Below are 26,125 nucleotides of genomic sequence, written 5' to 3'. Positions count from 1 at the left end.
GACCCGCGATCCGAGCCCCCAGGGATGGGTTTACGGCGTGTCCGGGATCAGTACACCGCCTTCCTGGCTGGCCCCACCATTGGCACCAGTTAAATAGATTCTGTCGGGAGTAAGAAAGTGAAATTTGTAGATGAAGCGCCCATTCACGTCGAAGCGGGCAAAGGCGGCAACGGTTGCCTCAGCTTCCGACGGGAAAAATTTATTGCCAAAGGTGGCCCTGATGGGGGTGATGGTGGCGACGGCGGGAGTGTGTACCTGGTGGCTGACGAAGCCCTCAACACCCTCATCGACTATCGGTTCCAGCCCCGCTACCGCGCCCAGAATGGCGAAAAAGGCGGGAGTAAAAACTGCACCGGCAGCAAAGGCGAAGACCTGCTGCTGCCGGTACCCGTCGGCACCACCGTCATCGATAGCGACACCGGCGAACAGCTTGGCGATTTGACCGAAATCGGTCAGAAACTCAAAGTCGCCCAGGGCGGCTTTCACGGGCTGGGTAACACCCGCTTCAAATCCAGCGTCAACCGCGCGCCCCGGCAGACCAGCCATGGTACCGAAGGCGAAATGCGCAACCTCAAACTGGAACTGAAAGTATTGGCCGATGTTGGCCTGCTCGGGTTGCCCAATGCCGGCAAATCCAGCTTCATTCGCGCCATCAGCTCCGCCAAACCGAAAGTGGCCGACTACCCCTTTACCACCTTGGTGCCCAACCTCGGTGTGGTCAAAGTACAGAAACATCGCAGCTTTGTGGTCGCCGACATTCCGGGATTGATCGAAGGTGCCGCGGATGGCGCCGGCCTGGGTATTCGCTTTCTCAAGCACCTCACCCGCTGCCGGGTGTTGTTGCATATCGTCGACATGGCGCCGCTGGACGACTCTGACCCGGTCGAGCAGGTGCGCACCATTGCCAACGAGCTGGAGAGTTTCAGCCCAACCCTGGCCACGCGGGAGCGCTGGTTGTTGTTGAATAAAATCGACCTGCTGCCGGAGGATGAAGCCGACGCGCGCTGCCAGGCCCTGGTGGACAAGCTCGGTTGGGAAGGGCCGGTGTTCCGTATCTCGGCGCTGCAACGGCAGGGCACAGAGCCCCTGTGCGGCGAGCTGATGACGCATCTGGAAAACATCTGGGAAACCGAATCCGAAAATGAAGAGGCCCGCGAGCGCGAGGCGCAATTCCAGGCAGATATGGCTGCGGAAGTGCGCGAACGTGTCGAGGAGCTTCGCTTGCGTCGCCGTGCGGCCCGTAAGGGTGACGACGATGATGACGACTTCGATGATGACGATTATGATGTCGAAGTAGAATACGTACGTTAAACGGAACCCTTTCAACATGGCAGACAGAAGTTCGGTAACCACCACTCAGCGCTGGGTCGTTAAAATTGGCAGTTCCCTGCTGACCAACGATGGCCGAGGGCTCGATGTCCGCGCGATTAACGACTGGGTGGCGCAAATGGCCGAACTGCGTCATGCCGGTGTCGAGATTGTATTGGTTTCTTCCGGCGCGGTGGCCGCCGGCCTGACCCGGCTCGGCTGGACGCGTCGCCCGACCGCGGTGCATCAGCTGCAGGCCGCTGCGGCGGTCGGCCAGATGGTGCTGGTGCAGACCTACGAAAGCGCCTTCCAGCAATACGGTCTGCACACCGCTCAGGTGCTGCTCGACCACGATGACCTCTCGTCCCGCCAGCGCTACCTGAATGCCCGCTCCACGTTGCGCACGCTGCTCGATCTGGGCGTGTTGCCCGTCGTGAATGAAAACGACACCGTGGTCACCGACGAAATCCGGTTTGGTGATAACGATACCCTGGGTGCGTTGGTGGCCAACCTGATTGAAGCGGATCTGCTGGTCATTCTGACGGACCAGTCCGGCATGTACGACAGCGATCCGCGCTCCAACCCCGACGCGAAGCTGCTGCCGGAACTGTCCGCAGATGATCCGACCCTGGAAGCCATGGCCGGCGGAGGCGGTGCTCTGGGGCGCGGCGGTATGTTGACCAAAGTTAGAGCCGCGCGGGTCGCCGCTCGCTCTGGTGCCGATACCCTGATTCTCGGCGGACGCACCGAGCGGGCGCTGCTGCGTGCCCGGGCGGGCGAACCGCTGGGAACTCTGCTGCATGCCGGTCAGGAACCACAGGCGGCGCGCAAGCGCTGGATCGCCGGTCAGTTGCAGACCCGTGGCACTCTGGTTCTGGATGAGGGGGCGGTCAGGGTGCTGCGGGAGAAAGGCCGCAGCCTGCTGCCGGTGGGCGTCAAATCAATCCGGGGGGCTTTTACCCGGGGCGATATGGTGGTGTGTGTCGGACCCGATGGGACGGAAATTGCCCGGGGTCTGGTCAATTATTCCGCTGATGAGGCGCGCAAGATTCTCGGTCGACCCAGCGGCGATATTCTGGCCTTATTGGGTTACAAGGACGACGATGAACTGATTCACCGGGATAACCTGGTGCTCACGGAAGGGTAGGGAATGAACTGGAAATGGGCCCGTCGGCTGGTAAATTTCTGGCCACCGTTGTTTTTTGCCGGCATCAAAGCGACGTCAATCAGTGAAGATTTTCGGCGCATCGAGGTGGTTTTAAAGCGCCGCTTCCACACCCGCAATATGGTGGGTACCCAGTTTGGGGGTAGCCTGTTTGCCATGACCGACCCCTGGTACATGATGATGCTGACCTACAACCTGGGAAGGGATTATTTTGTCTGGGACAAAAGCGCTCACATCGATTTTATCGCCCCGGGACGCACGGCGGTCCGAGCGGTGTTCAATCTTGATGATGCCACCCTGGAGCGCATCCGGGCCCATACCGCCGATGGGAAAAAGTATCTGCCCAATTTTGCGATCGATATTGTCGACGATAATGGCCACCTGGTGGCTCGTGTACATCGCACGCTGTATGTGCGCGCCAAACCGCACAAACGCCCGCTAGGCTGACGCGGCTCAGGCGGGGATGGTGCGCTCCGCGGCCCACTCCCGCAACTGCCTAAGCGGCTCTGCCATCACCACCGAGAGTGGGCTGGTGTTGCCTATCTCCCTTAGAATGCACTCGGTACGAATCCCGTCTCGCCCCTCGCTGTAGCGCGCAGCGACAATGGCCTGCTCAATCTCGGCACCGCTAAAACCGTCGCTCGCTTCACTCAACAGTGCCAGGTCAAACTGCTCGGGGTTCAAATCCCGCTTGCGTAGGTGAATGTCAAAAATTGCCCGGCGCACGTCGGCATCGGGTAGATCGACAAAAAAGATCTCGTCGACCCGACCTTTGCGAATCAGCTCCGGTGGCAGCTTGCTGATATCGTTGCTGGTGGCGGTGAAAAAGACCGAGTTTTTGCGCTCCGCCATCCAGGTGAGCAGGGTGCCGAGCATCCGACGTGAGGTGCCGTCGTCACTGTTGCCCTGTGCCAGGCCCTTTTCGATTTCATCCAGCCAGAGAACGCAGGGCGCCATGGCATCCGCCATCGCCAAAGCTTCGCGCAGGTTGCGCTCGGTCTCGCCGTGGTACTTATTGTACAAAGCACCGATGTCCAGGCGCAGCAACGGCAGGTTCCAGGTGCCGGCCACGGCCTTTGCGGCCAGGCTTTTACCGCCACCCTGGACCCCGAGCAACAGGATGCCCCGGGGTTGTTCTACCCCCGGGTCCCGACTGTGAAAGGCCTTGCCGCGCGCCTCCAGCCAGCGTTTTAGGTTGTGCAGCCCCGCCACTTGGGAGAAGTCGGCCGTCTCGTACTCGTAACTCATGACCCCGCCCATATCCAGCAGGGAAAACTTGGCTTTATTGACCGCCGGCAGATCCTCTTCGGTGATGGCGCCGTCCTGCCATATGGCCACCCGCACCAATCGCCGTACATCGCTGGCGCTCAATCCCTGGAGGTTGGCCATCAGTCGGCGCAGGGTATTGTTGTCGGTTTTGATACGCTTCTGACCGTTCTGCTCGGCGTAGTGACGCGCCTCTTCCCGGATGATCGCCAGAATGCGTTCGTCCGTGGGCAGAGACAGTTGGAAGGAGGCGCTGTAGCGGCTGATTTCCGGCGGCAGCGTCAGCCGGTGACTCAGCAACACGATGGCATGGGGTGTCTGCTCGTGTTTAAGCGCAATGTCCTTGAGAAGACGCACAGTATGGGGTTGATCGTTCAGGTAGGGGTGCAAATCGCACAGCAGATAAATTCCCGGCGTATCCTGTGCCTTGATGTGCTCCAGCACTTCGGCCGGCTCCTGATGTTCACGCCCTTTGGGAACCAATTGGGGGCCGAAACCCATCGTGGTCAATCCGTCGGTCACCGACCAGCGATACAGCGGCCGCGCTTTATCCCGCGCGACCCGCTGGAGTAAGTTGATGGCCTTGTTTTCTTCATGAGTCTCAATGACCACCAGCGGGACTTTGGAGTCCAGCATCAGCGACAGATCGTGTGCGTCTTGCATCTTATTGGTGTTCCTTAACTGAAAAGTGACGCTGAAACGATAGGAAGCGGCGTCTCGCTTGTCAATAGGCGAAGAGGGGTAACGGCGGATGCGCTTCGCCCCGATGCATCGGACCGATCCATCTTATGTGACGGCTGGTGTGGCAACGGCGGGTGCGCTTCGCTTATCCGCCCTACGGATAGCACGGCAGGTCGCGTAGGGGCCGAGCGCAGCGGTATTGAAGCGCATCCGCCGTTAACACGAGCAATTTTGTAGCCTTAGTAATACGTCAACTCCCGCGCCTTACCCCAGAATACGCGGTAGGCAAACAGCGTGTAGGCAATGATCGCCGGCAACACAATCACCACACCCACCAGAATGAACTTGAGCGATTCCGGGGCGCTGGCGGCTTCCCAAAAGGTGAGCTGTTCGGGCACCACGTAGGGGAAAAAACTGTACGCCAAGGCGGAAAACGCGAGCACGAACAGGGCGATGGCGATGGCAAATGGCAGCCAGCAGCCAAAGTCATTGTCGTAGGGAAAGTTGGACAGGTAGCGGTCATTGATCAAAAACAGGAAGAAGCTGAGTACCGGGATGATCAGCAGCAGAAGCGTCAGGTCTCCCCCCAGCCACTTGTCGAACACCCGCTCGCTGATCATCGGGTTGATGACCGATACGGCGACCAGCCCCAACGCCATCAACCAGGCGCAGCGGCGTGCCCAGCGAGCCGCCCGCAGCTGCAGCTCGCCTTCGGTTTTCATCACCAGCCAGGCGGCGCCAATCAGGCAGTAGCCGGCGGTCACGCACACCGCGCTGAGAGCGGCAAAGGCGTAGGCGGCGAGGCTCTGTTCAAAGCCCATGACGTAAAGCCCGAGCATGTAACCCTGGGATAAGGTCGCCAGCAGTGAGCCGGCCCAGAATGCGAAGTCCCAGCGGGTTTTGTGATCCACCGGCGCTTTGGCCCGAAAGTCAAAGGCGACACCGCGCAGAATCAATCCGGCCAGCATCAGCGTTACGGGCATATACAGCTGAAACAGGATCACATTGTGGGCGGCGGGAAAGGCAATCAGAATAATGCCGACACCCAACACCAGCCAGGTTTCATTGGCGTCCCAAAAGGGGCCGATGGACGCGATCATGGTGTCGCGCTGGCGCTCCGAGTCTCGCGGCAACAGGATGCCCACTCCGAGGTCATAACCGTCAAGAATGGCATAGATGAGAAACGCCACACCCATCAGTGCCATGAAGATCAAAGGTAGCCAAAAGGCTTCTCCGGTCGGCATCACAGGGCACCTCCTTCATTGCGGACCATCGGGTTGTATTGATCCTGCAGGGTGTTGACCTCTTCTTCGCGGTCGACCAGTACCGCCTTGCGGGCGATCAGGAACAGGGCGCTGATGTAGGCCACCAGAAGACCGGCATACAGCGTCAGGTAGATGGCGAGCGATATGGCCACATTGCCTCCGGGGACGGTGGTGACGGCCTCGCTGGTGCTCAGAACGCCGGTTACCAGCCAGGGTTGGCGGCCAATTTCGGTGACGTACCAACCGGCGAGGGTGGCGACCCAGCCCGAGAAGGTCATGGCCACGAATACCTTGAGCATCCAGGGGGGCACCGAGGCGCGCCGCCACAGCTGCCAGGCCCCTAACCAGGAAGCCGCGAGCATCAGAAAGCCCAGCCCGACCATGATGCGAAAACCCCAGAACACCGGCGCGACGGGCGGATGTTCATCGGTAAATTCGTTCAGCCCCTGCACCTTACCCTGCCAGTCGTGGGTGAGGATGAAACTGGCACCGCCGGGAATTTCCAGGGCAAAATGGTTGCGTTTCTGTTCTTCGTCGGGAAGCCCGAAAAGCACCAGAGGGGCCCCTTCGGTGGTTTCCCACAGGCCTTCCATGGCCGCCACTTTGGCGGGCTGATGTTTCAGGGTGTTCAGCCCGTGTAGATCGCCCAGCAGGATCTGCAGTGGAATCAGAAGTGCGGCGGCATAGACGCCGGTTTTCAATGCCAGGCGTGGAGCGGGCTTGTGATCGCCCTTGAGCAGGCGATAAGCCGATAGGCCCGCCATCAAAAAGGCCGCCGTCAGCCCGGATGCGACCAGCATGTGGGCCAGTCGGTAGGGCATGGATGGGTTGAATATGATGGCCCACCAGTCCACCGGAAAGGCCACCCCATCGCGCATTTCAAAACCGGTGGGCGTGTGCATCCAGGAGTTGAGGGACAGAATCCAGAAGGCGGACAGGCTGGTACCGACGGCCACCAGAAAGGTGGCGATGGTGTGAACCCGATTGGAGACCCGGTTGATGCCGAACAGCATGATGCCCAGGAAAGTCGCCTCCATGAAAAAGGCAGTCAGCACTTCATAGCCGAGCAGTGGCCCGGCGATATTGCCCACGGTTTCCATAAAGCCTGGCCAGTTAGTGCCGAACTGAAAGGACATGGTGATACCGCTGACCACGCCGAGGGCAAAGCTCAGCGCAAACACCTTCACCCAGAAGCGGTAGGCCCGCATCCACACTTCGTCACCGGTGCGGTTGTGCTGAACCCGGAAATAGAACAGAAACCACGCCAGGGCGATGGTGATGGTGGGGAACAGAATGTGGAAACTGATATTCGCGGCGAATTGGATGCGCGATAACAACAGGGTTTCCATTGTTGGTACCTCGTTGGTTCAGGTGACGGCGGATGCGCGGGGACTGGTAACGGCGGATGCGCTGCGCTTATCCGCCCTACGCAACCCGCCGTGTTATCCGTAAGGCGGATAAGCGCAGCGCATCCGCCGTAACAATACGTCGATGCAAGCGCCTCTACTTCAAAAACCGATCCTTCATATCCAACACTTTGCCCAGGCTCCCTCCGAGCTTTAGCAGGCTCTTCAGATTGCTCTGATTGAGCCGCTGAATTTCCGTGGTCCACTGGGTCAGCATCTCGATCAGTTCGTGCATTTCCTGCATGCGCGCCTGAGCGTACTCCTCCTGGCGATTGGCCGGCTGCTCCAGCAGCAGGCCGCGCAGGGTCGACAGGGTCGGGTCGATTTCCCGCTTGCGCCGCTGCTCGATCAGCGTCTTGGCGATTTCCCAGACATCATCCGGAGCGGAGAAAAACTCTTTGCGCTCGCCGGGAATATGTTGCAGACGCACCAACTCCCATGACTGCAGCTCTTTGAGTCCCATGCTGACATTGGAGCGTGAGAAGCCCAGTGCCTGGGCAATCTGCTCTGCGCACAGAGGTTCTTCGCTCAACACCAAAAGAGCGTACATCTGGCCCACGGTGCGATTGATGCCCCAACGGCTACCCATTTCACCGAAGTGCAGCACGCAGGATTGAATCATCGGGGTAAGTTGGTCTGACACGAATGGGGTACTCCACAAATTTCAGTAATTACTGAAATTACAGTAACGGGTGGTAGCCGTCAAGTGTCCGGTGGCCCAAATCCTGCACTGCTATGCTTATAAGGTCCCAGGTGTGGGTTCGAGTTAACCAGAAGGATTGCGTCATGATTGATTTGGAGGAAACCACAGCACTATGGCCGGCTGCTTTGCTGGAGGGGTGGGGTGTCAGGGGGCGAGAAGCCCCGGCCGATATCCCATTGCTTTCCCGGCATCTCCGTGTCACCGAAGCTTTGGCGGGCTACCTGGCTCGGCTGTATAGCCCGCTGGCGGAGCGCCTGGCGCGCTGCCTGCCCACGCGCTCTGACCCCCTGGTGTTGGGCATAAACGGCGCCCAGGGGACGGGGAAGTCCACCGCGGCGGAGGTGATAGCGCATCTTCTTGAGCTGCGAGGGTTCCAGGTGTGTCGTTTGTCCATTGATGACCTGTACCTGACCCGGACTGAGCGGCGACGGCTGGCGGACGAGGTGCACCCGCTACTGGCAACCCGGGGGGTGCCGGGCACCCATGATATCGCCATGGGGGAGGCGTTGCTGCAGGCGCTGACACAGGCCGATGCCGATACCCGGGTGACCCTGCCGCGTTTTGACAAAGCCCAGGATGACCGCCGTGCGGAAGGTGAGCTGTGGCAGGGTCGCCCTCATTTGATCATTTTCGAAGGCTGGTGCGTCGGCGCCCGACCCCAGGAGGAGGCGGCGCTGGAGCCCGCGCTCAATGCCCTGGAACGTGAGGAAGACCCCGACGGCCGCTGGCGTCGCTATGTCAATGAGCAACTGAAGGGCTACCAACGTCTGTTTGCCCGTCTCAATCACCTGATTCTATTGCGGGCACCGTCGTTTGAGCAGGTGTTTCAGTGGCGCTCCGAGCAGGAAGCCGCTCTGAAAAAGCAGCTCGAGGATGAGCGGCGTACCGGCACTCACCTGATGACACCCCCCATGTTGCAGCGCTTCATCGATCACTACGAACGGCTCACCCGCTGGATTCTCCAGGAAATGCCGGAGCGGGCCGACCTGGTGTTGGCGCTGGACACCCATCACCGCGTTGAGCGGATTACGGCCTCTGGAGCAACCAGGTTATGAGCACACCCATGGTGGTATTTACCGATCTCGACGGCACCCTGCTTAATCATGATGACTACGACTGGTCGGCGGCGAAGCCGGCGCTGGCCGCGCTCAAACAGCGCAAGGTTCCTCTGGTCCTGGTTTCCAGCAAAACCGATGTGGAGATGCTCGAGCTGCGCCGTGCGCTGGGCAACACGGATCCTCTGGTCTGTGAGAACGGCAGCCTGCTTCTGATACCAGAGAACCTGCTGGAGGCGCTGGGCTTGTCGGCGGACTCGCGCCTGATCAGCGATGGGTACCACTACGAATACCGGGGCCTGTCACGGGAGCAGATTCTGACGCTGCTCAACGAGCTGAAGGCGGATTATCGGTTTACCGGTTTTGCCTGGATGACCGATGAGGACATCGCCCAACATACCGGCCTGACGTTGGAGGCCGCCCGCTTGGCCAGCCAGCGTAAGGCCTCGGAGCCTATTGTGTGGCGCGATACGCCGGAGGCTCTGGCGGAGTTCACCGAGCGACTGACCCGTCACAATCTCCGCGTGGTCAAGGGAGGGCGCTTCTATCACGTCATGGGACAGTGCGATAAAGGCGATGCGGTACGGTACTTGCAAAAACGCTATGAGCACCACTTCGGCGCAGCACCGTTCAGTATTGCCCTGGGGGATAGCCCCAACGATCTGGACATGCTCAAAGCGGTGGATGCACCGGCCATCATTCCGCACAGCGATGGTTCACACCTGGAGGACCCTGCACTAAAACGGGCCTTCATTGCACCAAAAGAGGGCGCGGCGGGGTGGAATACCGCCGTTCTTACCCTGATCGACCAATAGGCGATCGCACTGACGAGGATGAACCGATGAGTGATTTTTTCCAGAACGGTCGTATTGCCACTTTGCACAACCTGGGGGATCGCCCGCTGGAGGCGATGGAGGCGGAGCTGAATGAATGGGCGGAGAAAAAGCCCATGTGCCTGGTGTTGCCCTGTCTCTACTCTGAGCTACAGGGGCCGGCGTTGGAAAACATCATTCAGGAACTGAGTAAGGTCACCTACCTTGATGAGATCATCATCGGGCTTGATCGCGCTACCGAAGAAGAATTCGAGCATGCCAAGACGTTTTTTTCCCGACTGCCTCAGCGTCACCACATTCTGTGGAATGACGGGCCGCGCCTGAAGGCCATTGATAAGGTCCTCGATGAATATGGCCTCGCGCCCAACGAATTGGGGAAGGGGCGCAATGTCTGGTATTGCCTGGGCTATGCGCTGGCTCAGGGGCGGGCCAAAGCCGTCGCGCTGCACGACTGCGACATTCTCACCTACAAGCGGGATATTGTTGCCAAGCTGTTTTATCCGGTGGTCCATCCCACATTCAATTACGCCTTCTGCAAGGGGTATTACTATCGTGCGGCCAACGGCAAACTCAACGGTCGCGTGAGTCGACTGTTGGTATCGCCGCTGGTGCGGGCGCTGGAGAAAGTGTTTGGCCGCGACGATTATCTGGAATTCATTGACAGCTTTCGCTACCCGCTGGCGGGTGAGTTTTCCATGATCATGGATGTGGTCAGTTCCATCCGGATTCCCAGCGACTGGGGCCTGGAAATTGGTGTGCTGTCGGAAGTGAATCGTCGCTACTCCGACGAGCGGGTCTGTCAGGTGGATATTGCCGATGCCTACGATCACAAGCATCAGGATCTGTCCAAAGACAACCCGGAGGGTGGGCTGTCGAAAATGAGCACGGACATTTCCAAATCGCTGTTCCGAAAACTGGCAATCAAAGGCACCGTGTTTACGCCAGAAGCGTTTCGTACCATCAAGGCGAGTTATTATCGCCTCGCGCTGGATCTGATTGACCGGTATCACAACGATGCCGTCATCAACGGCATGACGTTGGACCGCAACCAGGAAGAGAACACCGTGGAGCTGTTTACCAAGTGCATCATGCGGGCGGGGGAGCAGTTTTTGAACGATCCCACCGAGCGGCCATTCATGGCCAATTGGTCGCGCGTGTTAAGCGCCGTGCCGGATGTGTACGATCAGTTGTTGGAGGCGGTTGCGCAGGATCGGGGGTGAGTGGGTTGCGCTCGTTTGGTGACGGCGGATGCGGGCTGCGCCCTTATCCGCCCTACGCATACAACTGGGGTTCACATTTGGATTACGGCGGATGCGCCTTCGGCTCCGAAGCGTCGGACCGATCCGCCCTACGCATACCACGGCAGTCCGCGTAGGGCGGATAAGCGAAGCGCATCCGCCGTTACCCAACCCAAAATATACCTCAAACTTTCTTCTCATAATTCGTCAACCAGACACATTGATACGGCGCCAGAGTCAAAGTCCCGTACAGATCCGTCACCGCCTCCCCACTGATCAAATCCCGCCAATTCTCTGTACTGATCAAATTGATATTGGTCAAACTGATTTCCTGCGGCCGATCGCTCAGGTTATTCAGACAGAAAATACTCTGGGTCCGGCGCAGGCTCTGCCGCCAGAAACCAAACACCTCCGGCTGCAAGTGCAAAGTGAACTGAGTAGCATTCGGGTGAAACGCCGGCTGCGCACAGCGGATCCGGATCAGTCTCTGCAGCGCATTGAAGATTCGGTGTTGAGGTGTTTCCGGGTCGGCTAGAAGCGTTTCGAGTTCACCCTTGTGCCAGTTGGTCCGGTTGATGGAACGGTTGTGCTGGGTGGCTTCCAGTTTGTCCAGGTCATTGGGCGTCGCAAACAGGGTGTGAATATAAAACGCCGGTATACCCTCCAGGGCCAACATGATGATCTGTGAACAGAGCAACCGTGCCTCCTGCCAGCGATCGGTACCCTGATAGGTACCCTTGAAGGCATCGAACAGACTGATGTTGGCCTCGTAAGGTTTGCTTTCGCCATTCTGTCCGGTGCGGCTGGAAATGCGACCGCCAAAGGACTGCAGCGTTTTCAGGAAGGTTTCCAGCTCCTCGTCGGACAATAACCCTTCCGCCGGACGCAACCCGATACCGTCGTGGGAGGCGGTAAAATTCAGATAGGCACAGCCGACCGGCGAGGGCGGCATGCTCATCAACCAGCCTTTCAGATACTGGCCGTTGCCGGACAGCAGCGCGTGAATCACCAGTGGTGGCAGGCTGAAGTTGTAGATCATGTGCGCTTCGTTACTGTTGCCGAAGTACGTCAGGTTTTCCCGGTTGGGCACATTGGTTTCGCTGATCAGAATCGCGTGGGCATTTTTGTACTCCATCAGCAGCCGCAGCAGCTTGATGACTTCGTGGGTTTGCGGCAGGTGTATACAGGGCGTTCCGATTTCCTTCCACAGAAAGGCCACGGCATCCAGACGAAGCCACTGAACGCCCTTGTCGAGATAGAGCCCGATGATCTTCAGGTATTCGAGTAGCACCTTGGGGTTGCGGAAGTCGACATCAATCTGGTCATGACTGAACGTACACCAGACGTGCTTCACGCCTTCGTTGGTTTCCACTGCGCGCAGTAGCGGGCTGGTGCGCGGCCGCACGACCATGGACAGGTCGTAGTGGGGGCTCGCCTCGACAAAGTAATCCCGACCCGGGTCTTTGCCATATTGGTAGTTGCGGAACCAGCCGCTCTGGCTGGACACATGGTTGATCACCAGATCGCCCATGAGTTTGAAGTCTTGCCCCAGAGTTTCAATATCGTCCCATTCGCCCAGCTCGGCGTCGACCTGGGTGTAGTCGATGACGGCAAAGCCGCCGTCGGAGCTGTGGGGGAAGAAGGGCAGCACGTGCACGGCGCTGAAGGTGTCCTGCAGGTGTTTGTGCAGGAACTGTTCGAGGGTATCGAGGGGTTTTTCGTTGGGGCTACGAATGGAGTTGCCGTAGGTGATCAGCAGGGCGTCCTGTTCGGACCAGAGTTGCTCGGGCGGTACGATGGCGCGGTTGATCCGCGGCCCGATGGCCTCGAGGCACTGTTGGGTCAGTGCGTCGGTGTCGGCATTGGGGTAGAGGTAGTTGAGCAGAGCCCCCAGTTTGTTTTTCAGTTCGGGCAGGGACAGGAAGTCGGTGGTCATAGACGGGGCTCTCTCTTCGGTATGGGGCCAGATTGCTCTTTAAGAGCTGCAAGATCTATACCGATGAGTGTTGTCGCAGTCCGGTTTGGTGTGGGGAATGGTCCCCCAAGACACGCCGTAAACCCATGATGTGCATGGAAGCACGAATGCCGCGGTGGCAGGAGCCATAGAGCGGCCCCTGGGGGCTCGGATCGCGGGTCCCCCGCTCCACGGTCTTGGAGGACCATTCCCCACACCAAACCTCCGTGCCAGTAGGTGATCTGTGCGAATGAGCGTGACGGGCGCAGGGTAGAGCGGTTGGAGACTCTCGGAGGCAGGGAGCCGACGAGAAGCCTACAGGGATGTATTCACGGCGGGTCTCCAACCGCTCTACCCTGCGCCCACCCTCGCACCGGATTAGAAGCTACAAAACCGTACTCAAAATCACCACAACAATCAGGCCAACCACCCCGAGGATGGTTTCCAGAACCGTCCAGGAAGCCAGAGTCTGGCGCTCGGTCAGCCCCATAAACTGCTTCACCAGCCAGAACCCCGAATCGTTGACGTGGGACAGCACCGTGGCGCCGCAGGCAATGGCAATGACGATGCAGGCCGTTACGCCGTCAGAGTAACCGCCGGCGCTGACCAGGGGCGCCACCAGCCCGGCGCTGGTGACCATGGCCACGGTGGCGGAGCCCTGGGAGACGCGGATGACGGTGGCGACCAGGAAGGCGAACAGGACGACCGGGAGGTTTGAGGCGGTCATGGCCTCCACCAGTGCATCGCCCACGCCGGCGGCGATGAGGACTTTGCCGAATACGCCGCCGGCGCCTGTCAGCAGGATGATCATGCCCACCGGCTCCATGGAGCGGGTCGCCACTCGTTGGATTTCGTCTCGGCTGAAGCCCAGGCGGGTGCCCAGGAAGTAGAAGGAGAGCAGGGCGGCGACCAGCAGGGCGGTGAAGGGGTGGCCGACAAAGGCCATAATCTGGGCCGCATCGTGGCTTTCGCCGAGCCAGGTTTTGGTGGCGGTGTTGAGCAGGATCATCGCCAGGGGCACCAGGATAATGCTCAATACCAGGGCGAAACCCGGCTGTGGGCGATCGTTCTGGTGGTGGCTGTCCATCTGGACCTGAGCGGTGTCTGGTAACTCGGCGTGGATGCGGTTGCCGATAAAGCGCCCGAAGACGATGCCGCCGAGAATCGCGGCGGGAATGCCCGCCAGCAGGCCCACCAGAATGACCCAGCCGAGGTCAGCGCCCAGCAGCGAGGCGACCGCCACGGGGCCGGGGGTCGGGGGGATGAACGAGTGGGCCACGGCAATACCCGCCACCAGTGGCATGCCGTAAAACAGCAAGGATTTGCCCGTGCGCTTGGCCAGGCTGTAGACCAGTGGAATAAAGAGGATCAGCGCCACCTCGAAAAAGACCGGAATGGCGACAATCAGGCCGAGGGTCATCAGGGCCCAAGGGGCTTTGTCTTCGCCGGCTTTGCGGGTGAGGGTGTTGGCAATCTGCTGGGCGCCGCCGGAAACCTGCAGGATTTCCCCGATCATGGTGCCCAGCCCGATCACGATGGCGATATAGCCCAGGGTGCCGCCCATGCCCTGCTGGATGACGTCCGCCACTTCGGGCAGGGGCACGCCGCCGGCGATGGCAACCCCCATGCTCACCAGCAGGAGGGCGACAAAGGCCTGCAGACGCAGGGCCATGATCAGAAACAGTAGAACACCGATGCTGACAACGGTGACCGAGAGCAAGTAGGTGGCTGACATGTTGTTATTATCTCCTGTCGTTTGTGGGCGCCGTTTTAGTCGGAGCGGGCCTTGAGGGATTCTATGTAATCAATGGCCTGGTCCAGCACGCCGGGTACCGGTGGGTGAATGTTCAGGGGGGTGACATCGGGCTCTTTCTGCAGGTCCGGGCGCTCCAGGGCCTCGAACTGGCTGTCCAGCAGCTCCGGGGGCATGAAATGCCCCTGACGGGCGCTGATCCGGTCGGCGATAGTGTCCGCATCGCCGTCCAGAAACAGGAAGTGGGTATCGAGACCGCAGTGCCGGAAGGGTTCACGATGGCTGCGCTTCAGGCCGGAGAAGGCAAGGACAAAGGTGGCATCGCTGTCGGCATGCTCTTTCAGGTAGTCGCACATCCGGGCAATCCACGGCGCGCGCATTTCATCGGTCAGGGGTTTGCCCGCCGCCATGTGCGCTTTGGCCGCGTCACTGTGAAAGTCGTCCGCATCCAGGTAGGTAAAGCCGAAGTGTTCCGACAGCGCTGAGGCCATCGTGGATTTGCCCGCCCCGGAGACGCCCATCATGATCAGCAGAGTTGCCAAGGTGTGTCACCCTCATTCCCAAAAAATACGGATTATAACGCGGGAGGAGGTTAGCGCACTTATTATGTTAGCGCAAACATTTGGGCTGTGATAATCTGCCGGTTTTTGGAAGAGGGAGTTGGACAGTGAGCACCCGGGCGAGAAAAAAGCACTCCCAGGCCGTCACCCTGGCGGATGTGGCGCAATACGCCGGCGTCAGCGGTATCACTGTATCGAGGGTCATTAACCATCCTAATAAAGTGTCGCAGGCAACGCGGCAGGCCGTGCAGGAGGCAATCGATATGCTGGGTTACATTCCCAATCAATCCGCCAGTTCTCTGGCATCAGCGCGCTCACGCGTGATCGGCGTGGCGATTCCGTCGCTGTCGAATATTGTATTCACCGATGTATTGCGCGGCATCTACGATGTCGCGGGCACCTCGGGCTATAAAGTGCTGATGGTGGACACCCACTACTCGGCGCTGGAGGAGGAGCGCATGGTACGCACCCTGCTCAGTCAGTCGCCCGAGGCCATGATTCTCACCGGTGGTGAGCAGACCCAGGCCTGTGAGCGCCTGCTGCTGAAGGCCAAGATCCCGGTGGTCCAGATCATGGACCTGCTGGATGAGCCAATGGATATGAACGTCGGGGTATCGCACTTTGAGGCCGGTGCCGCCGTGGCGGAGCAACTGCTGTCGGCGGGGTACGGTCAGTTGGGCTTTATCGGTGCCCGTATGGACAAGCGGGTTCGGGAGCGTCTGGCGGGCTTCAAGTCGGTGCTGGAAAGCCGGGGGCGGTTCTGGCGGAACTTCGTCCAGGTGACCGATCGGCCCTCATCCATCGAGTTGGGGGGCGAGCTGTTTCGGGCGCTCATGGGGCAAGCCGGCGGCGTAGTGGACGCGGTGTTCTGCTGCAACGACGACCTGGCCCTGGGGGCGTTATTCGAAAGTCAGCGTATGGGCCTGGATGTGCCGGGTGATATTGGCCTGTGCGGCTTCAACGACTTCGAAGTGTCGGCATTTACCAACCCGTCATTGAGCAGCGTGGCCGTGCCCCGATACCAGATGGGGGTGACGGCGGCGGAGATGATCATTACCGCCTTGAACGGCGGTGAGGTCGGGCAGAAGAGGCGCGACCTCGGTTTTGAAGTCGCGCTCCGACAGTCTACCGATCATCTCTAAGAGCGCATCAGGCGCTTTTGCGCAGACCGGTTGACGAGTTCTGGACGATGCTCAGGTATTTCAGCCAGGCCTGTTCCACGGGATTCTTCGGGGCGGCCTGTTTGGCGATGACCTTGAGCAGGTGGCGGTCCTCATCAGTGGGGTCGGTCACCTCGCCTCGGCACAGGGCGTGGATCAGCGCGCCGTGTTTGCGGATCAGGCGGGCCTGGATGCCGGATAACTGGCTGGAGTGGTCAAAACCGGCGGGAAAGTGCTCCCGGTCCTGAAAGGGCTGCTTGAGGTAGTGCTCGCGCGGCAACATGGTTGCTCTCCTTTACCGTAACGTGGGTGGAATTGACACCTCGATCACGTTATACGATGTTTCTGGCAGAAATATGTCAGCGCGGAGTGAATTTTTCAGCAGCCACCTGAGGCCGGACTCCCAGGCACAAAAAAACCGGCACGAGGCCGGTTTTTTCTGGCGCCGCGGTCAGGCCGTGGCGCGGGTCACAGTCAGGTCAGGCTCAGGAAGCCATCGCCTTGATGTGGCCGTTCAGGCGGCTCTTATGACGAGCGGCCTTGTTCTTGTGCATCAGGCCCTTGTCGGCCATGCGGTCGATGACCGGAACAGCGGCGGTGTAAGCGGTTTTGGCCGCTTCCTGGTCGCCGGATTCGATGGCCTTGACCACGTTCTTGAGGTAGGTGCGCGTCATGGAGCGCAGGCTGGCGTTGTGCTTGCGAGCCTTTTCGTTCTGGCGAGCGCGCTTCTTGGATTGAGGTGTATTTGCCACCGTGGAGCTCCTGTTACGTAATCAGACTGAAATTCGGTCGTCCGGCAGCCATTCGCACAAGCCGGAATCAAGGACGCGACATTATGCCCATTTGGAGCCGTATGTCAACTGTCCCGATGCCAATGACGCGTATCCTTGCGGTAGGGCAGGCGCACATGCAGGGCGGCCTTGGCCACAATATGAGCGCTCACCGGCGCGGTGATAAACAAAAACAGCGCAATCAGCAGCTCGTGCAGGCTCAGGCCGTCGCCGCGGGTGCTGAAAAACACCATGGAGGCGACGATCATGCTCCCCACGCCCAGAGTCGTGGCCTTGGTGGGGCCGTGCAGGCGCATAAAAAAGTCCGGCAGACGCGCCAGCCCAAAGGAGCCGATCAGCGCAAAGGAGGCGCCAATCAACAACAGAATGGACACCAGCCATTCGATCCAGCTTGTCTCGCTCATGGTCTTGCTCCTATTCGATGATGTCGCCGCGCAACAGGTACTTGGACAGGGCTACGGTGCCGACAAAGCCCATGACGGCAATCAGCAGCGCCGCCTCGAAGTACAGCATGGACTCCTTCGAGAGCCCATACAGCACCAGCAGAGCGATGGAATTGATATACATGGTGTCCAGCGCGAGGATCCGATCCGGCAGCGACGGACCTACCGCCAGGCGCCACAGGTTCAGCACCAGTGCCAGGCTCATCATCACCAGGCTGATCTGGATTACGATGTCGAGCATTCGAAAATCTCCTTAAGCGGCGCTTCATAACGCTGTTTGATGGTAGCCACAGCTTCGGCCGGATCATTCACGTGAAGCGTGTGGATGATCAACCGCTTGCCATCGGCGCTTAAATCGGCGGACACGGTCCCCGGAGTCAGGGAGATGGTGCTCGCCAGAATGGTGATCGCAAAGTCCTGTTCCAGGTCCAGCTCCAGGGTCATGAAGGCCGGTTTGAGGGACTTGGGGGAGCCCAGGATCAGGCGTGCTACGGTCCAGTTGGCAACCACGATATCCCAGAGCACCACTGCCACAAACTTGAATGCCACACCCGGGCGGCTCAGGGTCATTTCCTGGGGCCAGAAGGACTGGGTGACAAAGGGGATGAACCAGGCGAGCAGGCCGCCCAGAACCAAGTGGCCACCGCTGACGTCATTGGCCAGAAGAAACCACAGAAACAGCATGAACAGACTGAGTACCGGGTGCGGTAAAAGCCGCCGGCGCCGGCGTCGGGTATTGGTCAGGGTGTTCATGGGTTACCCCCTACAGTGGTGTGGCGCAGTACGCTGTCGATGTACTGACCCGGGTTCAATAACTGCTCGGCCAAGGCGTCGGTGTAGGCGATGATCGGCTCGCCCCACAGCGCCAGCGCCGGTGTCGTTGCCAGCAGGCCCAGCGCAGCGGCCAGCGGCAGCAGAGAGGCTTTCTGGGTATTGGCCACTACTTCCGTGGTACGCCAGAAAAAAGTACTGCCACTGCGACTCAGGGCGGTAATGGAGGCAAGTCCGCCAAGCAGCACCAGCCCCCACAGCCAGATGGCGGCATAGCCGGTACCGGCCGATTGCAACAGCAGTACCTTGCCGACAAAGCCACTCAAAGGCGGCATGCCGGCCACACTCAGGGCAGCCACAAAAAACATCAGCCCCAAGGTTGTGCTCTGGGGCAGGGCGGGGCCGGTATGGATGGCGTCGCTACCGTCCTGACGCTGGCGGCGGATCAGGTCGACAATCAGATACAGTGCCCCGCACACCCAGGTGGAGTGGGCCAGATAGTAAAAGGTCGCACTCAGCGCCTCTGCGGTGTTCAGGGCCAGACCGGCGAGCAGGGTACCCACCGAGATGATCACCAGGTAGGACACCTGCATACGCAGGTTGCGGGCGGCCAGTACACCAATAACCCCCAGCGCGAGGGTGACCAGGGCTAGTGGCCACAGCCAGGGTTGGATCAGGTTGGCCAGTTCGCCGGCGTGATCGCCAAAGATCAATGTGTAGACCCGGGCGATGGAGTAGACCCCGATTTTGGTCATGATGGCGAACATGGCCGCAACCGGAGCACTGGCCGCACTATAGGCCCGGGGCAACCAGAAGTACAAAGGCACCATAGCGGCCTTGAGCCCAAATACCACCATAAACAGCAGGCCCGCAGCAGCCACAATCGGCGCGTCCTGGGCGGGCAGGTTGGCCACCTTGGCGGCCATATCCGCCATGTTCAGGGTGCCGGTAATCCCGTACAGGGTGGCCACGGCAATCAGGAACAGGCTGGACCCTGCCAGGTTCAAAACCACATAGTGCAGACCGGCTCGCGCCCGCTCCTGGCCTCCGCCCTGCACCAGCAGTGCGTAGGAGGCGAGCAGCAACACCTCAAAACAGACAAACAGGTTGAACAGGTCGCCTGTGAGAAAGGCGCCATTGACGCCAAGCAGCAGCAGGTGCAGCAGGCCGTTCAGGTTGTAGGCCGGGTGGTCCATGGTGCTCGCCGCGTACCAGATGGCAAAAAACGCCAGCACACTGGTCACCAACACCATGAAGGCACTGAGCCGATCCAGAACCAGAACGATGCCAAACGGCGGCGCCCAGTCCCCCATGGCATAGACTTGAATGACGCCACTGCTGGCGGTATAGAACAGCAACAGGGAAACGACGACCAGCAGGCCTGCGCTGATCAGGCTGACTGTGCGGGTCAGCACAAAGCCTTTGCCGGCCAGTAGCAGCAGGAGGACCCCGGTGATCAGTGGCAAAAGCACCGGCAGTGCAATCAGGTGACTCATGCCCGGTCCTCCTGCGACGCGTCGCTCAGCGTACCGTCGACATGATCATTGCCAAGTTCTGCCCGTGCCCGCAGGGCGAGCACCAGGACAAAGGCGGTCATGGCAAAACTGATCACAATGGCGGTCAGCACCAGAGCCTGAGGCAGTGGGTCGGCGTAGTGATCGCTGGTGCCGATCACCGGCGGTGCGCCGGAGGTCAAACGTCCCATCACAAAAATGAACAAGTTGACCGCATAGGTAAACAGGGTCAGCCCGACAATGACCGGAAAGGTCCGGCCGCGCAGCATCAGGTACACGCCGCAGGCGGTCATCACCGCGATCATGATTGAAATCAACAGCTCCATTAAATCTTCTCCCCTTGTTCATTGGTGGCCGGGGCTTCGTGGGTGGTCTGCGCCAGCTTGCCCAAGTGCGCCAGAATCAGCATGGTGGCACCCACGACCGTGACATAGACGCCGACATCGAAGGCCATGGCGGAGGCGAGCTCAAAGTCGCCCACAAAGGGCCAATGCACATGCGTGAAGGTCGAGGTCAGGAACGGATAACCGAACAACCAGCTTGCCAGCCCGGTGAGCGTGGCGATCAACACGCCGGTGGCGGCCACTTTCCGGTAATTCCAGCGCAGGCGCTGCTGCATCCACTCGGTACCGGTGGAAATATATTGAAGGATCAGCGCCACACTGGTGACCAACCCGGCAATGAACCCGCCGCCGGGCATATTGTGACCGCGCAGGAAGATGTACAGGGACACCATGATGGCAAGCGGGAGCAGGATGCGGGTCATCACCGACAGAATCGGCGGATGCGGCTCACGGGCCCAGCGACGACCATCGCCGTCAGCCTGAGGCAGTGGCAGCTTCAGGCCGTGCAGCATCGCATAGATACCAACGGCCGCCAGAGCCAGCACGGTGATCTCTCCGAGGGTATCGAAACCGCGGAAGTCGACCAGAATCACGTTGACTACGTTGGTGCCACCGCCACCACTGACGCTGTTTTCCAGGAAGTAGTTGGAAATGGGGGTGAACGGCCGGGTCAGCACCGCCCAGCACAGGGCGCCAATGCCCACCCCGGCGCTGCCGGCAATGGCAATATCCCGAACCACGCGTTTGGGTGGTGACTCGTTGGGTGTCATCTGGGGCAGGAAGTAGAGCGCGAGCATCAGCAGAACGATGGTGACCACTTCAACCGACAGCTGGGTCAGCGCCAGGTCCGGGGCGGAAAACCGGATGAAGGTCAGCGATACGATCAGGCCCACCACGCTCAGCATCAGCAGGGCCGCAAATCGGTTGTGATGAATCAGTACCGTGCCGAACGCCGCGATCACCAGCAAGGCGGTGGCGACCAGGCTTACAGGGTCCATCGGGGTCAGCGAAGCGGAACCGGTCCACTCGGCCAGAGGCCAGAGCCCCGCGGCGCCCACGACCAGGGCTGAACCGAAGAACAGCGCCAGATAGCGCTGGAGCGAGCCGTTCTCAAGCCGGTCGGTAACCCATTGGGCGGCAAGGACGCTGCGTTGTACCCGATGCTCGAACACCAGCTTCTCGTCCTTGCGGAACTTGCGCTCGTAAAACGCAAACAGCCCTTTGCGTTGGGTGTAGAGGAGAATGCCGCCGGCCAGGGCGATGGCGCTCATCAACAACGGCAGGTTGAACCCGTGCCAGAGCGCAATGTGGTACTCCGGCATCTCGTGCCCGAGAACCGCCGTGGCAGCCGCGTGGATAAAGGGCTCAATGGTGTAGTGGGGCAAAATGCCCAGCACCAGACAGAGCACCACCAGAATCTCCACCGGTACTTTCATGTAGCGGGGCGGCTCGTGGGGCGGATACTTGGGTAGATCCTGAGGCTCGCCATTGAAAAAGACATCGTGGATAAAGCGCCAGGAATACGCCACTGAAAACAGGGCCCCGAGAGTGGCCAGCATCGGCATGATCCACCAGAACTGACCGAGATACTCCAGGTGCAGGCTCTCGGCAAAGAACATCTCCTTGCTCAGGAAGCCGTTCAGGAGCGGTACGCCGGCCATGGCGGCGGACGCGACCATGGCCAGTAGCGCGGTATGCGGCATGTACTTCCACAGGCCATTGATCTTGCGCATATCCCGGGTGCCGGTTTCGTGATCGATGATCCCGGCTGCCATGAACAGCGACGCCTTGAAGGTGGCGTGGTTGATGATGTGAAACACCGCTGCCGCCGCCGCCAGCTCGGTACTGAAGCCGAACAGCAGGGTAATCAAGCCCAGGTGGCTGATGGTGGAGTAGGCCAGCAGGCCTTTCAGGTCGTGTTTGAACAGGGCCGTATAGGCGGCGTACACCAGCGTGGCAAGGCCCACGAAGCTGACAATAAAGAACCACAGCTCGGTGCCCGCCAGTGCCGGGTACATCCGGGCAAGCAGAAACACCCCGGCCTTGACCATGGTGGCCGAGTGCAGATAAGCCGACACGGGGGTGGGGGCGGACATGGCGTGCGGCAGCCAGAAATGGAACGGGAACTGGGCGGACTTGGTAAAGGCGCCCAGCAGAACCAGAATCAGGGTGATCGGGTAGAGCGCGTGGGCGCGGATCTGATCCCCGGCGGCGAGAATCTCGGTCAGATTAAAGCTGCCGACAATGTGTCCCAGCAGCAGTGCACCCGCGAGCAGGCAGAGGCCGCCCGCCCCGGTAATCGCCAGCGCCATCCGCGCCCCTTTACGGGCCTCGGACTGGTGGGACCAATAGCCGATCAGAAGGAACGAGCTCAGGCTGGTGAGCTCCCAGAACACCAACATCAGAAGGATGTTGTCCGACAGCACAATGCCGAGCATCGCCAGCATGAATATCTGCAGCAGGGCGTAGAGCTTGCCCAGAGAGTCCCGTGAAGACAGGTAGTAACGGGCGTACAGCATGACTAGCAGGCCGATCCCGGTGATCAGCAAGGCGAACATCAGCCCCAGGCCGTCCAGGCGAAGGCTCAGGTCCAATCCCAGCCCGGGTAGCCACGCCTGATGGAAACGAAAGGTCTCGCCGGCCAGCACCGCTGGCGTCAGGTAAAGCAACAGCCCCAGGGAGATCAAAGGCGCCAGCGCCGCCGACCAGGCGCACAGGTTGCGCCCGAAGCGCTCCGTGGCGAGGGGGACCAGCGCGCCCAGGAGCGGCAGGAATACAATCAATAGCAGTGTCATAAGGTCTCTCACACCTTGTGGGTATTATTCATCTCCGCCCGGACAAGTATAACCGGGGATACCTTGAGATTCGTTGTGGGTAAGAACAGACGGGGTTACAGCGACGCGGGTGGGTCGGTAAAGAAGGGGCGGCGTTTCAAAGTGAAGCCTTGGGGCTCATGGTGGTGCGGCATCGCGGTCATTCCCGTGTCTTAGGTCGTTGTGGACGTCGTACCAGAAACCGGCAAATGCTTTTATACACTGTTAAGGGGGCCCAGTACCAGTATTGCAGAGGCCTCTTAACCTATGTTAACCAACCGACAGTGGGCCGAGTAGCCGCGTAGGGCGGATCGGTCCGACGTATCGGAGCGGAGCGCATCCGCCGCTCCCCACCTTACACCCTATACTTCCCATGCAACTCCCCAACCTGCCGCTCCAAATCCGCCAAATCCCCACTGTTATCCAACACATCATCCGCCCGGCGTAACCGCTCCTCCCGGGACATCTGACTGGCCATGATCCGCCGAATCTGCTCCGGGTCCGCACCGTCCCGGGCACTGGCTCGCGCGAGCTGGACGGACTCCGGCACATCCACCACCAGAATCCGGTCGACCAGCTTGTCCTGCCCGGTCTCAAACAGCAGGGGAGACACCAGCAGTGCGTAGGGGCCTTGCGCCGCAGCAAGCCGCGAGCGCAACTCGCGGTTGATCAGAGGGTGCAGCAAAGCCTCAAGCCAGGTTTTCGCGTCGGGATCGGAAAAGATGATGGTGCGCAGGGATGGGCGGTTCAGGGTGCCCTCGGGCGTCAGAATATCCGGGCCGAAGTGTTCGGCAATGGCATTCAGCGCGGGCTGGCCGGGTTCGACCACCACCCGCGCCATATCGTCCGCATCCACGGCCTCAATGCCTTTTGCCTGGAAGGCCCGCATGACGGAAGACTTGCCGCTGCCGATGCCTCCGGTAACGCCGATAACCCGCTCCGCCATGATTCAGGGAGCCGCGAACTGAAGGTACTGTTGGAGCAGACTGTCGCCCCAGATAAAGGCAATCCAGCCCGCAATGGCCAGGTAGGGGCCGAAGGGAATGGGGATGTTTTTGTCCCGGCCCAGGATCAGCATCATGCCGATGCCGATCACCGCGCCCACCAGGGAAGACAGTAGTACCACCAGGGGCAGCATCTGCCAGCCGAGCCAGGCGCCCAGCGCGCCGAGCAGTTTGAAATCGCCGTAACCCATGCCTTCCTTGCCGGTCAGCAGCTTGAACAGCCAGTAAATCGACCAGAGCGACAGGTAGCCCGCCACCGCGCCCCAGAGGGCGTCCTCCAGCGGTACAAAGCCCCCCAGATGATTGACGATCAGTCCGAGCCAGAGCAGCGGCAGCGTGATGACATCGGGCAGCAGTTGGGTATCGATATCGATCATCGTGAGCGCAATCAGCGACCAGGTAAACACCAGTGCCGCCAGGCCGACGCCGGTCACGCCAAACTGGTGAATCACAAACAGGCTCAACAGGCCCGTCACCAACTCAATGATCGGGTAGCGGGCGGAAATCCGGCCTTTGCAGGCCGAGCACTTGCCCCGCAGCACCAGGTAACTGATCACCGGGACGTTCTCCCAGGGCTTGATCCCATGCCCGCAGTGGGGGCAGGTGGAGTTGGGGGTGATCAGGTTGAACGTTGTCTGCGGCTCCGGCGGTGCCTGTTCCAGCAGCTCGCAGCACTGCGACCGCCACTCCGACTGGAGCATTTTGGGCAGACGATAGATCACCACATTGAGGAAGCTGCCAACCAGCAGACCTAAAACAGTGGCGCTGATGAGCGCCACTGAGGGGTAGAGAACGAAAACTTCGGATATGGAGGACACGTTAAATAACCGACCCCATCTGGAAGATTGGCAGGTACATGGCGATCAACAGGCCGCCGACCAGAACGCCGAGCACGGACATGATAATGGGCTCCAGAAGGGAGGTCAGGCTGTCGACCATGTTGTCGACTTCATTTTCGTAGTAGACCGCAACTTTCTCCAGCATCTCATCCAGAGCGCCGGATTCTTCACCAATAGCGGCCATCTGAATAAGCAGGCTGGGGAACAGCTTTTGAGCCCGAATCGCGGTGTTGAGTTGAATACCGGTTGAGACCTCTTCGCGAATTTTATAGATGGCGTCGCTGTAAATCCGGTTACCAGCAGCCCCCGCAACCGAGGTAAGGGCATCGATTAGCGGCACACCGGCGGCGAAGGTGGTCGATAGTGTCCGAGCGAAACGGGCCATCACCGAGAGGTACAAAATCTGGCCGACGATTGGTATTTTCAGAACGTATTTGTCTACGGCATACGCGAAGCCTTTTGACCGTTTTTTGCCCTCTTTGAAAAGGGCGAACACCCCAATTATTCCCAATAGCACATACAACCAATAGGCAATCATGAGGTCGGATAACCCCATAACGAAGAGGGTGAAGGCTGGCAGTTCGGCGCCAAAGCTGGTGAATGTCTCGGCGAACGCGGGTACCACCTTGATCAACAGCACGGCCGTAACGATCATTGCGACCACAACTACCGCGATAGGGTAAGTCATCGCTTTTTTGATTTTCGCTTTTAACGCTTCCGTCTTTTCCTTATAGGTTGCAATCCGATCCAGCATGGTTTCAAGCGCACCGGATTGCTCGCCTGCTTCCACCAGGTTGCAAAAGAGATCGTCAAAATACTTAGGATGCTTGCGAAGCGCCGCCGCAAAACCGCCACCGGCTGCGACATCCTCTCGAATCTGCATGACCAGTTTACGCAGGCTTGGGTTGTCCAGCCCGTCAGCGACAATCTCGAAAGACTGCACCAGCGGCACCCCGGCTTTCATCATGGTGGCCATCTGCCGTGAAAAGACCGCGATATCGCTCGGTTTGATTTTCTTGCCGCCGCCCCCAAACAGGGGCTTCGGCTTTTTGCGCACCTGATTGGCGCGGATGCCCTGCTTCAATAACTGAGCCTTGACCAGAGCTGGGCTGACACCTTCCAGCTCACCCTCAATTTTATTGCCTTTTTTGTCCAGGCCTTTATAGGTGTAGGTTGCCGACGTGGAGCCTTTCGCAACCGGCTTTTTGCGGGTCGCGGTGGGCGCGGCTTTTTGGGCTTGGGCGGTGGTGGCCATAAGC

At 59.8% G+C, this 26,125-nt stretch carries 25 protein-coding genes; 7 read left to right on the top strand and 18 right to left on the bottom strand.

What is annotated here, in order from left to right; all coding sequences use genetic code 11:
• Window positions 1-117 precede the first annotated feature (117 nt).
• The 3 genes from cgtA to EDC38_RS07505 are packed head-to-tail and all read left to right on the top strand — an operon-like array spanning window position 118 to window position 2,920.
• Window positions 118-1,311, top strand: a complete 1,194-nt coding sequence (cgtA, locus tag EDC38_RS07515) for an Obg family GTPase CgtA (protein WP_123637972.1) — start codon at window positions 118-120, stop codon at window positions 1,309-1,311.
• A gap of 16 nt (window positions 1,312-1,327) precedes the next feature.
• Window positions 1,328-2,455, top strand: a complete 1,128-nt coding sequence (gene proB / locus EDC38_RS07510; protein ID WP_123637971.1) for a glutamate 5-kinase — start codon at window positions 1,328-1,330, stop codon at window positions 2,453-2,455.
• A gap of 3 nt (window positions 2,456-2,458) precedes the next feature.
• Window positions 2,459-2,920, top strand: coding sequence for a DUF4442 domain-containing protein (locus EDC38_RS07505; RefSeq protein WP_123637970.1), 462 nt, complete (start codon window positions 2,459-2,461; stop codon window positions 2,918-2,920).
• A gap of 6 nt (window positions 2,921-2,926) precedes the next feature.
• Here EDC38_RS07505 and EDC38_RS07500 read toward each other — a convergent pair whose 3' ends face one another.
• The 4 genes from EDC38_RS07500 to EDC38_RS07485 all read right to left on the bottom strand — a co-directional run bounded on the left by EDC38_RS07500 (window position 2,927) and on the right by EDC38_RS07485 (window position 7,734).
• Complete coding sequence (locus tag EDC38_RS07500; RefSeq protein ID WP_123637969.1) at window positions 2,927-4,402, bottom strand: AAA family ATPase; 1,476 nt, start codon at window positions 4,400-4,402, stop codon at window positions 2,927-2,929.
• Between the two features lie 257 nt (window positions 4,403-4,659).
• Entirely contained in the window at window positions 4,660-5,664 is a 1,005-nt protein-coding gene (locus EDC38_RS07495; RefSeq protein ID WP_123638888.1) for a cytochrome d ubiquinol oxidase subunit II, read from the bottom strand.
• Entirely contained in the window at window positions 5,664-7,034 is a 1,371-nt protein-coding gene (locus EDC38_RS07490) for a cytochrome ubiquinol oxidase subunit I (RefSeq protein WP_123637968.1), read from the bottom strand. Before EDC38_RS07490 ends, EDC38_RS07495 begins: the two co-directional genes overlap by 1 nt.
• A gap of 154 nt (window positions 7,035-7,188) precedes the next feature.
• Window positions 7,189-7,734, bottom strand: coding sequence for a GbsR/MarR family transcriptional regulator (locus tag EDC38_RS07485; RefSeq protein WP_342769064.1), 546 nt, complete (start codon window positions 7,732-7,734; stop codon window positions 7,189-7,191).
• Between the two features lie 143 nt (window positions 7,735-7,877).
• Here EDC38_RS07485 and EDC38_RS07480 point away from each other — a divergent pair, with 143 nt between their 5' ends.
• Genes EDC38_RS07480 through EDC38_RS07470 form a run of 3 tightly spaced genes read left to right on the top strand, consistent with a single transcriptional unit; the run spans window position 7,878 to window position 10,902 of the window.
• On the top strand, window positions 7,878-8,849 hold the full coding sequence (locus EDC38_RS07480; protein ID WP_123637967.1) for a kinase: 972 nt from the start codon (window positions 7,878-7,880) through the stop codon (window positions 8,847-8,849).
• On the top strand, window positions 8,846-9,664 hold the full coding sequence (locus tag EDC38_RS07475; protein WP_123637966.1) for an HAD-IIB family hydrolase: 819 nt from the start codon (window positions 8,846-8,848) through the stop codon (window positions 9,662-9,664). The genes EDC38_RS07480 and EDC38_RS07475 overlap by 4 nt, the downstream gene beginning before the upstream one ends.
• A gap of 26 nt (window positions 9,665-9,690) precedes the next feature.
• Window positions 9,691-10,902, top strand: a complete 1,212-nt coding sequence (locus EDC38_RS07470; protein WP_024460879.1) for a glycosyltransferase family protein — start codon at window positions 9,691-9,693, stop codon at window positions 10,900-10,902.
• 202 nt (window positions 10,903-11,104) lie between these two features.
• Here the strand turns inward: EDC38_RS07470 and EDC38_RS07465 are convergent, their stop codons facing one another.
• The 3 genes from EDC38_RS07465 to EDC38_RS07455 form a co-directional block, all read right to left on the bottom strand.
• Window positions 11,105-12,856 (bottom strand): alpha-amylase family glycosyl hydrolase, encoded by a 1,752-nt coding sequence (locus EDC38_RS07465; RefSeq protein WP_211331050.1) that lies wholly within the window; start codon window positions 12,854-12,856, stop codon window positions 11,105-11,107.
• A gap of 403 nt (window positions 12,857-13,259) precedes the next feature.
• A complete protein-coding gene (locus tag EDC38_RS07460; protein ID WP_123637965.1) occupies window positions 13,260-14,609 on the bottom strand; it encodes a GntP family permease in 1,350 nt (449 codons plus the stop codon).
• A 35-nt stretch (window positions 14,610-14,644) separates the two neighbouring features.
• Complete coding sequence (locus tag EDC38_RS07455; RefSeq protein WP_246004359.1) at window positions 14,645-15,169, bottom strand: gluconokinase; 525 nt, start codon at window positions 15,167-15,169, stop codon at window positions 14,645-14,647.
• A 125-nt stretch (window positions 15,170-15,294) separates the two neighbouring features.
• Between EDC38_RS07455 and EDC38_RS07450 the strand changes: the two genes are divergently transcribed.
• Window positions 15,295-16,329 (top strand): LacI family DNA-binding transcriptional regulator, encoded by a 1,035-nt coding sequence (locus EDC38_RS07450; protein ID WP_123637964.1) that lies wholly within the window; start codon window positions 15,295-15,297, stop codon window positions 16,327-16,329.
• Window positions 16,330-16,336: 7 nt separating this feature from the next.
• Here EDC38_RS07450 and maoP read toward each other — a convergent pair whose 3' ends face one another.
• The 11 genes from maoP to EDC38_RS07395 all read right to left on the bottom strand — a co-directional run bounded on the left by maoP (window position 16,337) and on the right by EDC38_RS07395 (window position 26,121).
• Window positions 16,337-16,630, bottom strand: a complete 294-nt coding sequence (maoP, locus tag EDC38_RS07445) for a DUF413 domain-containing protein (protein WP_123637963.1) — start codon at window positions 16,628-16,630, stop codon at window positions 16,337-16,339.
• 202 nt (window positions 16,631-16,832) lie between these two features.
• Window positions 16,833-17,099 carry a 30S ribosomal protein S20 gene (rpsT, locus tag EDC38_RS07440; protein ID WP_123637962.1) on the bottom strand — a complete coding sequence of 89 codons (267 nt, stop codon included), beginning with the start codon at window positions 17,097-17,099 and terminating at the stop codon, window positions 16,833-16,835.
• Between the two features lie 104 nt (window positions 17,100-17,203).
• The gene (locus tag EDC38_RS07435; RefSeq protein WP_024460872.1) at window positions 17,204-17,542 is read right to left on the bottom strand and encodes a Na+/H+ antiporter subunit G; all 339 of its coding nucleotides are present in this window, start codon (window positions 17,540-17,542) and stop codon (window positions 17,204-17,206) included.
• A gap of 10 nt (window positions 17,543-17,552) precedes the next feature.
• Complete coding sequence (locus tag EDC38_RS07430; protein ID WP_024460871.1) at window positions 17,553-17,822, bottom strand: K+/H+ antiporter subunit F; 270 nt, start codon at window positions 17,820-17,822, stop codon at window positions 17,553-17,555.
• Window positions 17,807-18,334 carry a Na+/H+ antiporter subunit E gene (locus tag EDC38_RS07425; protein ID WP_123637961.1) on the bottom strand — a complete coding sequence of 176 codons (528 nt, stop codon included), beginning with the start codon at window positions 18,332-18,334 and terminating at the stop codon, window positions 17,807-17,809. Before EDC38_RS07425 ends, EDC38_RS07430 begins: the two co-directional genes overlap by 16 nt.
• Window positions 18,331-19,848 (bottom strand): monovalent cation/H+ antiporter subunit D, encoded by a 1,518-nt coding sequence (locus EDC38_RS07420; RefSeq protein WP_123637960.1) that lies wholly within the window; start codon window positions 19,846-19,848, stop codon window positions 18,331-18,333. The genes EDC38_RS07425 and EDC38_RS07420 overlap by 4 nt, the downstream gene beginning before the upstream one ends.
• Window positions 19,845-20,192 (bottom strand): Na+/H+ antiporter subunit C, encoded by a 348-nt coding sequence (locus EDC38_RS07415; RefSeq protein ID WP_123637959.1) that lies wholly within the window; start codon window positions 20,190-20,192, stop codon window positions 19,845-19,847. Before EDC38_RS07415 ends, EDC38_RS07420 begins: the two co-directional genes overlap by 4 nt.
• The gene (locus EDC38_RS07410) at window positions 20,192-23,005 is read right to left on the bottom strand and encodes a monovalent cation/H+ antiporter subunit A (RefSeq protein WP_123637958.1); all 2,814 of its coding nucleotides are present in this window, start codon (window positions 23,003-23,005) and stop codon (window positions 20,192-20,194) included. The genes EDC38_RS07415 and EDC38_RS07410 overlap by 1 nt, the downstream gene beginning before the upstream one ends.
• Window positions 23,006-23,378: 373 nt before the next feature.
• On the bottom strand, window positions 23,379-23,969 hold the full coding sequence (gene coaE, locus EDC38_RS07405; protein ID WP_123637957.1) for a dephospho-CoA kinase: 591 nt from the start codon (window positions 23,967-23,969) through the stop codon (window positions 23,379-23,381).
• Between the two features lie 3 nt (window positions 23,970-23,972).
• Window positions 23,973-24,836, bottom strand: a complete 864-nt coding sequence (locus tag EDC38_RS07400; RefSeq protein WP_246004429.1) for a prepilin peptidase — start codon at window positions 24,834-24,836, stop codon at window positions 23,973-23,975.
• Between the two features lie 10 nt (window positions 24,837-24,846).
• Entirely contained in the window at window positions 24,847-26,121 is a 1,275-nt protein-coding gene (locus tag EDC38_RS07395; RefSeq protein WP_123637955.1) for a type II secretion system F family protein, read from the bottom strand.
• Window positions 26,122-26,125: the final 4 nt, after the last annotated feature.

Origin of the sequence: Marinimicrobium koreense, assembly GCF_003762925.1 — a bacterium.
Classification (GTDB): Bacteria; Pseudomonadota; Gammaproteobacteria; order Pseudomonadales; family Cellvibrionaceae; genus Marinimicrobium; species Marinimicrobium koreense.
Note: the sequence above shows the minus strand (reverse complement) of the source record. Positions and strands in the feature narration are given on the sequence as shown.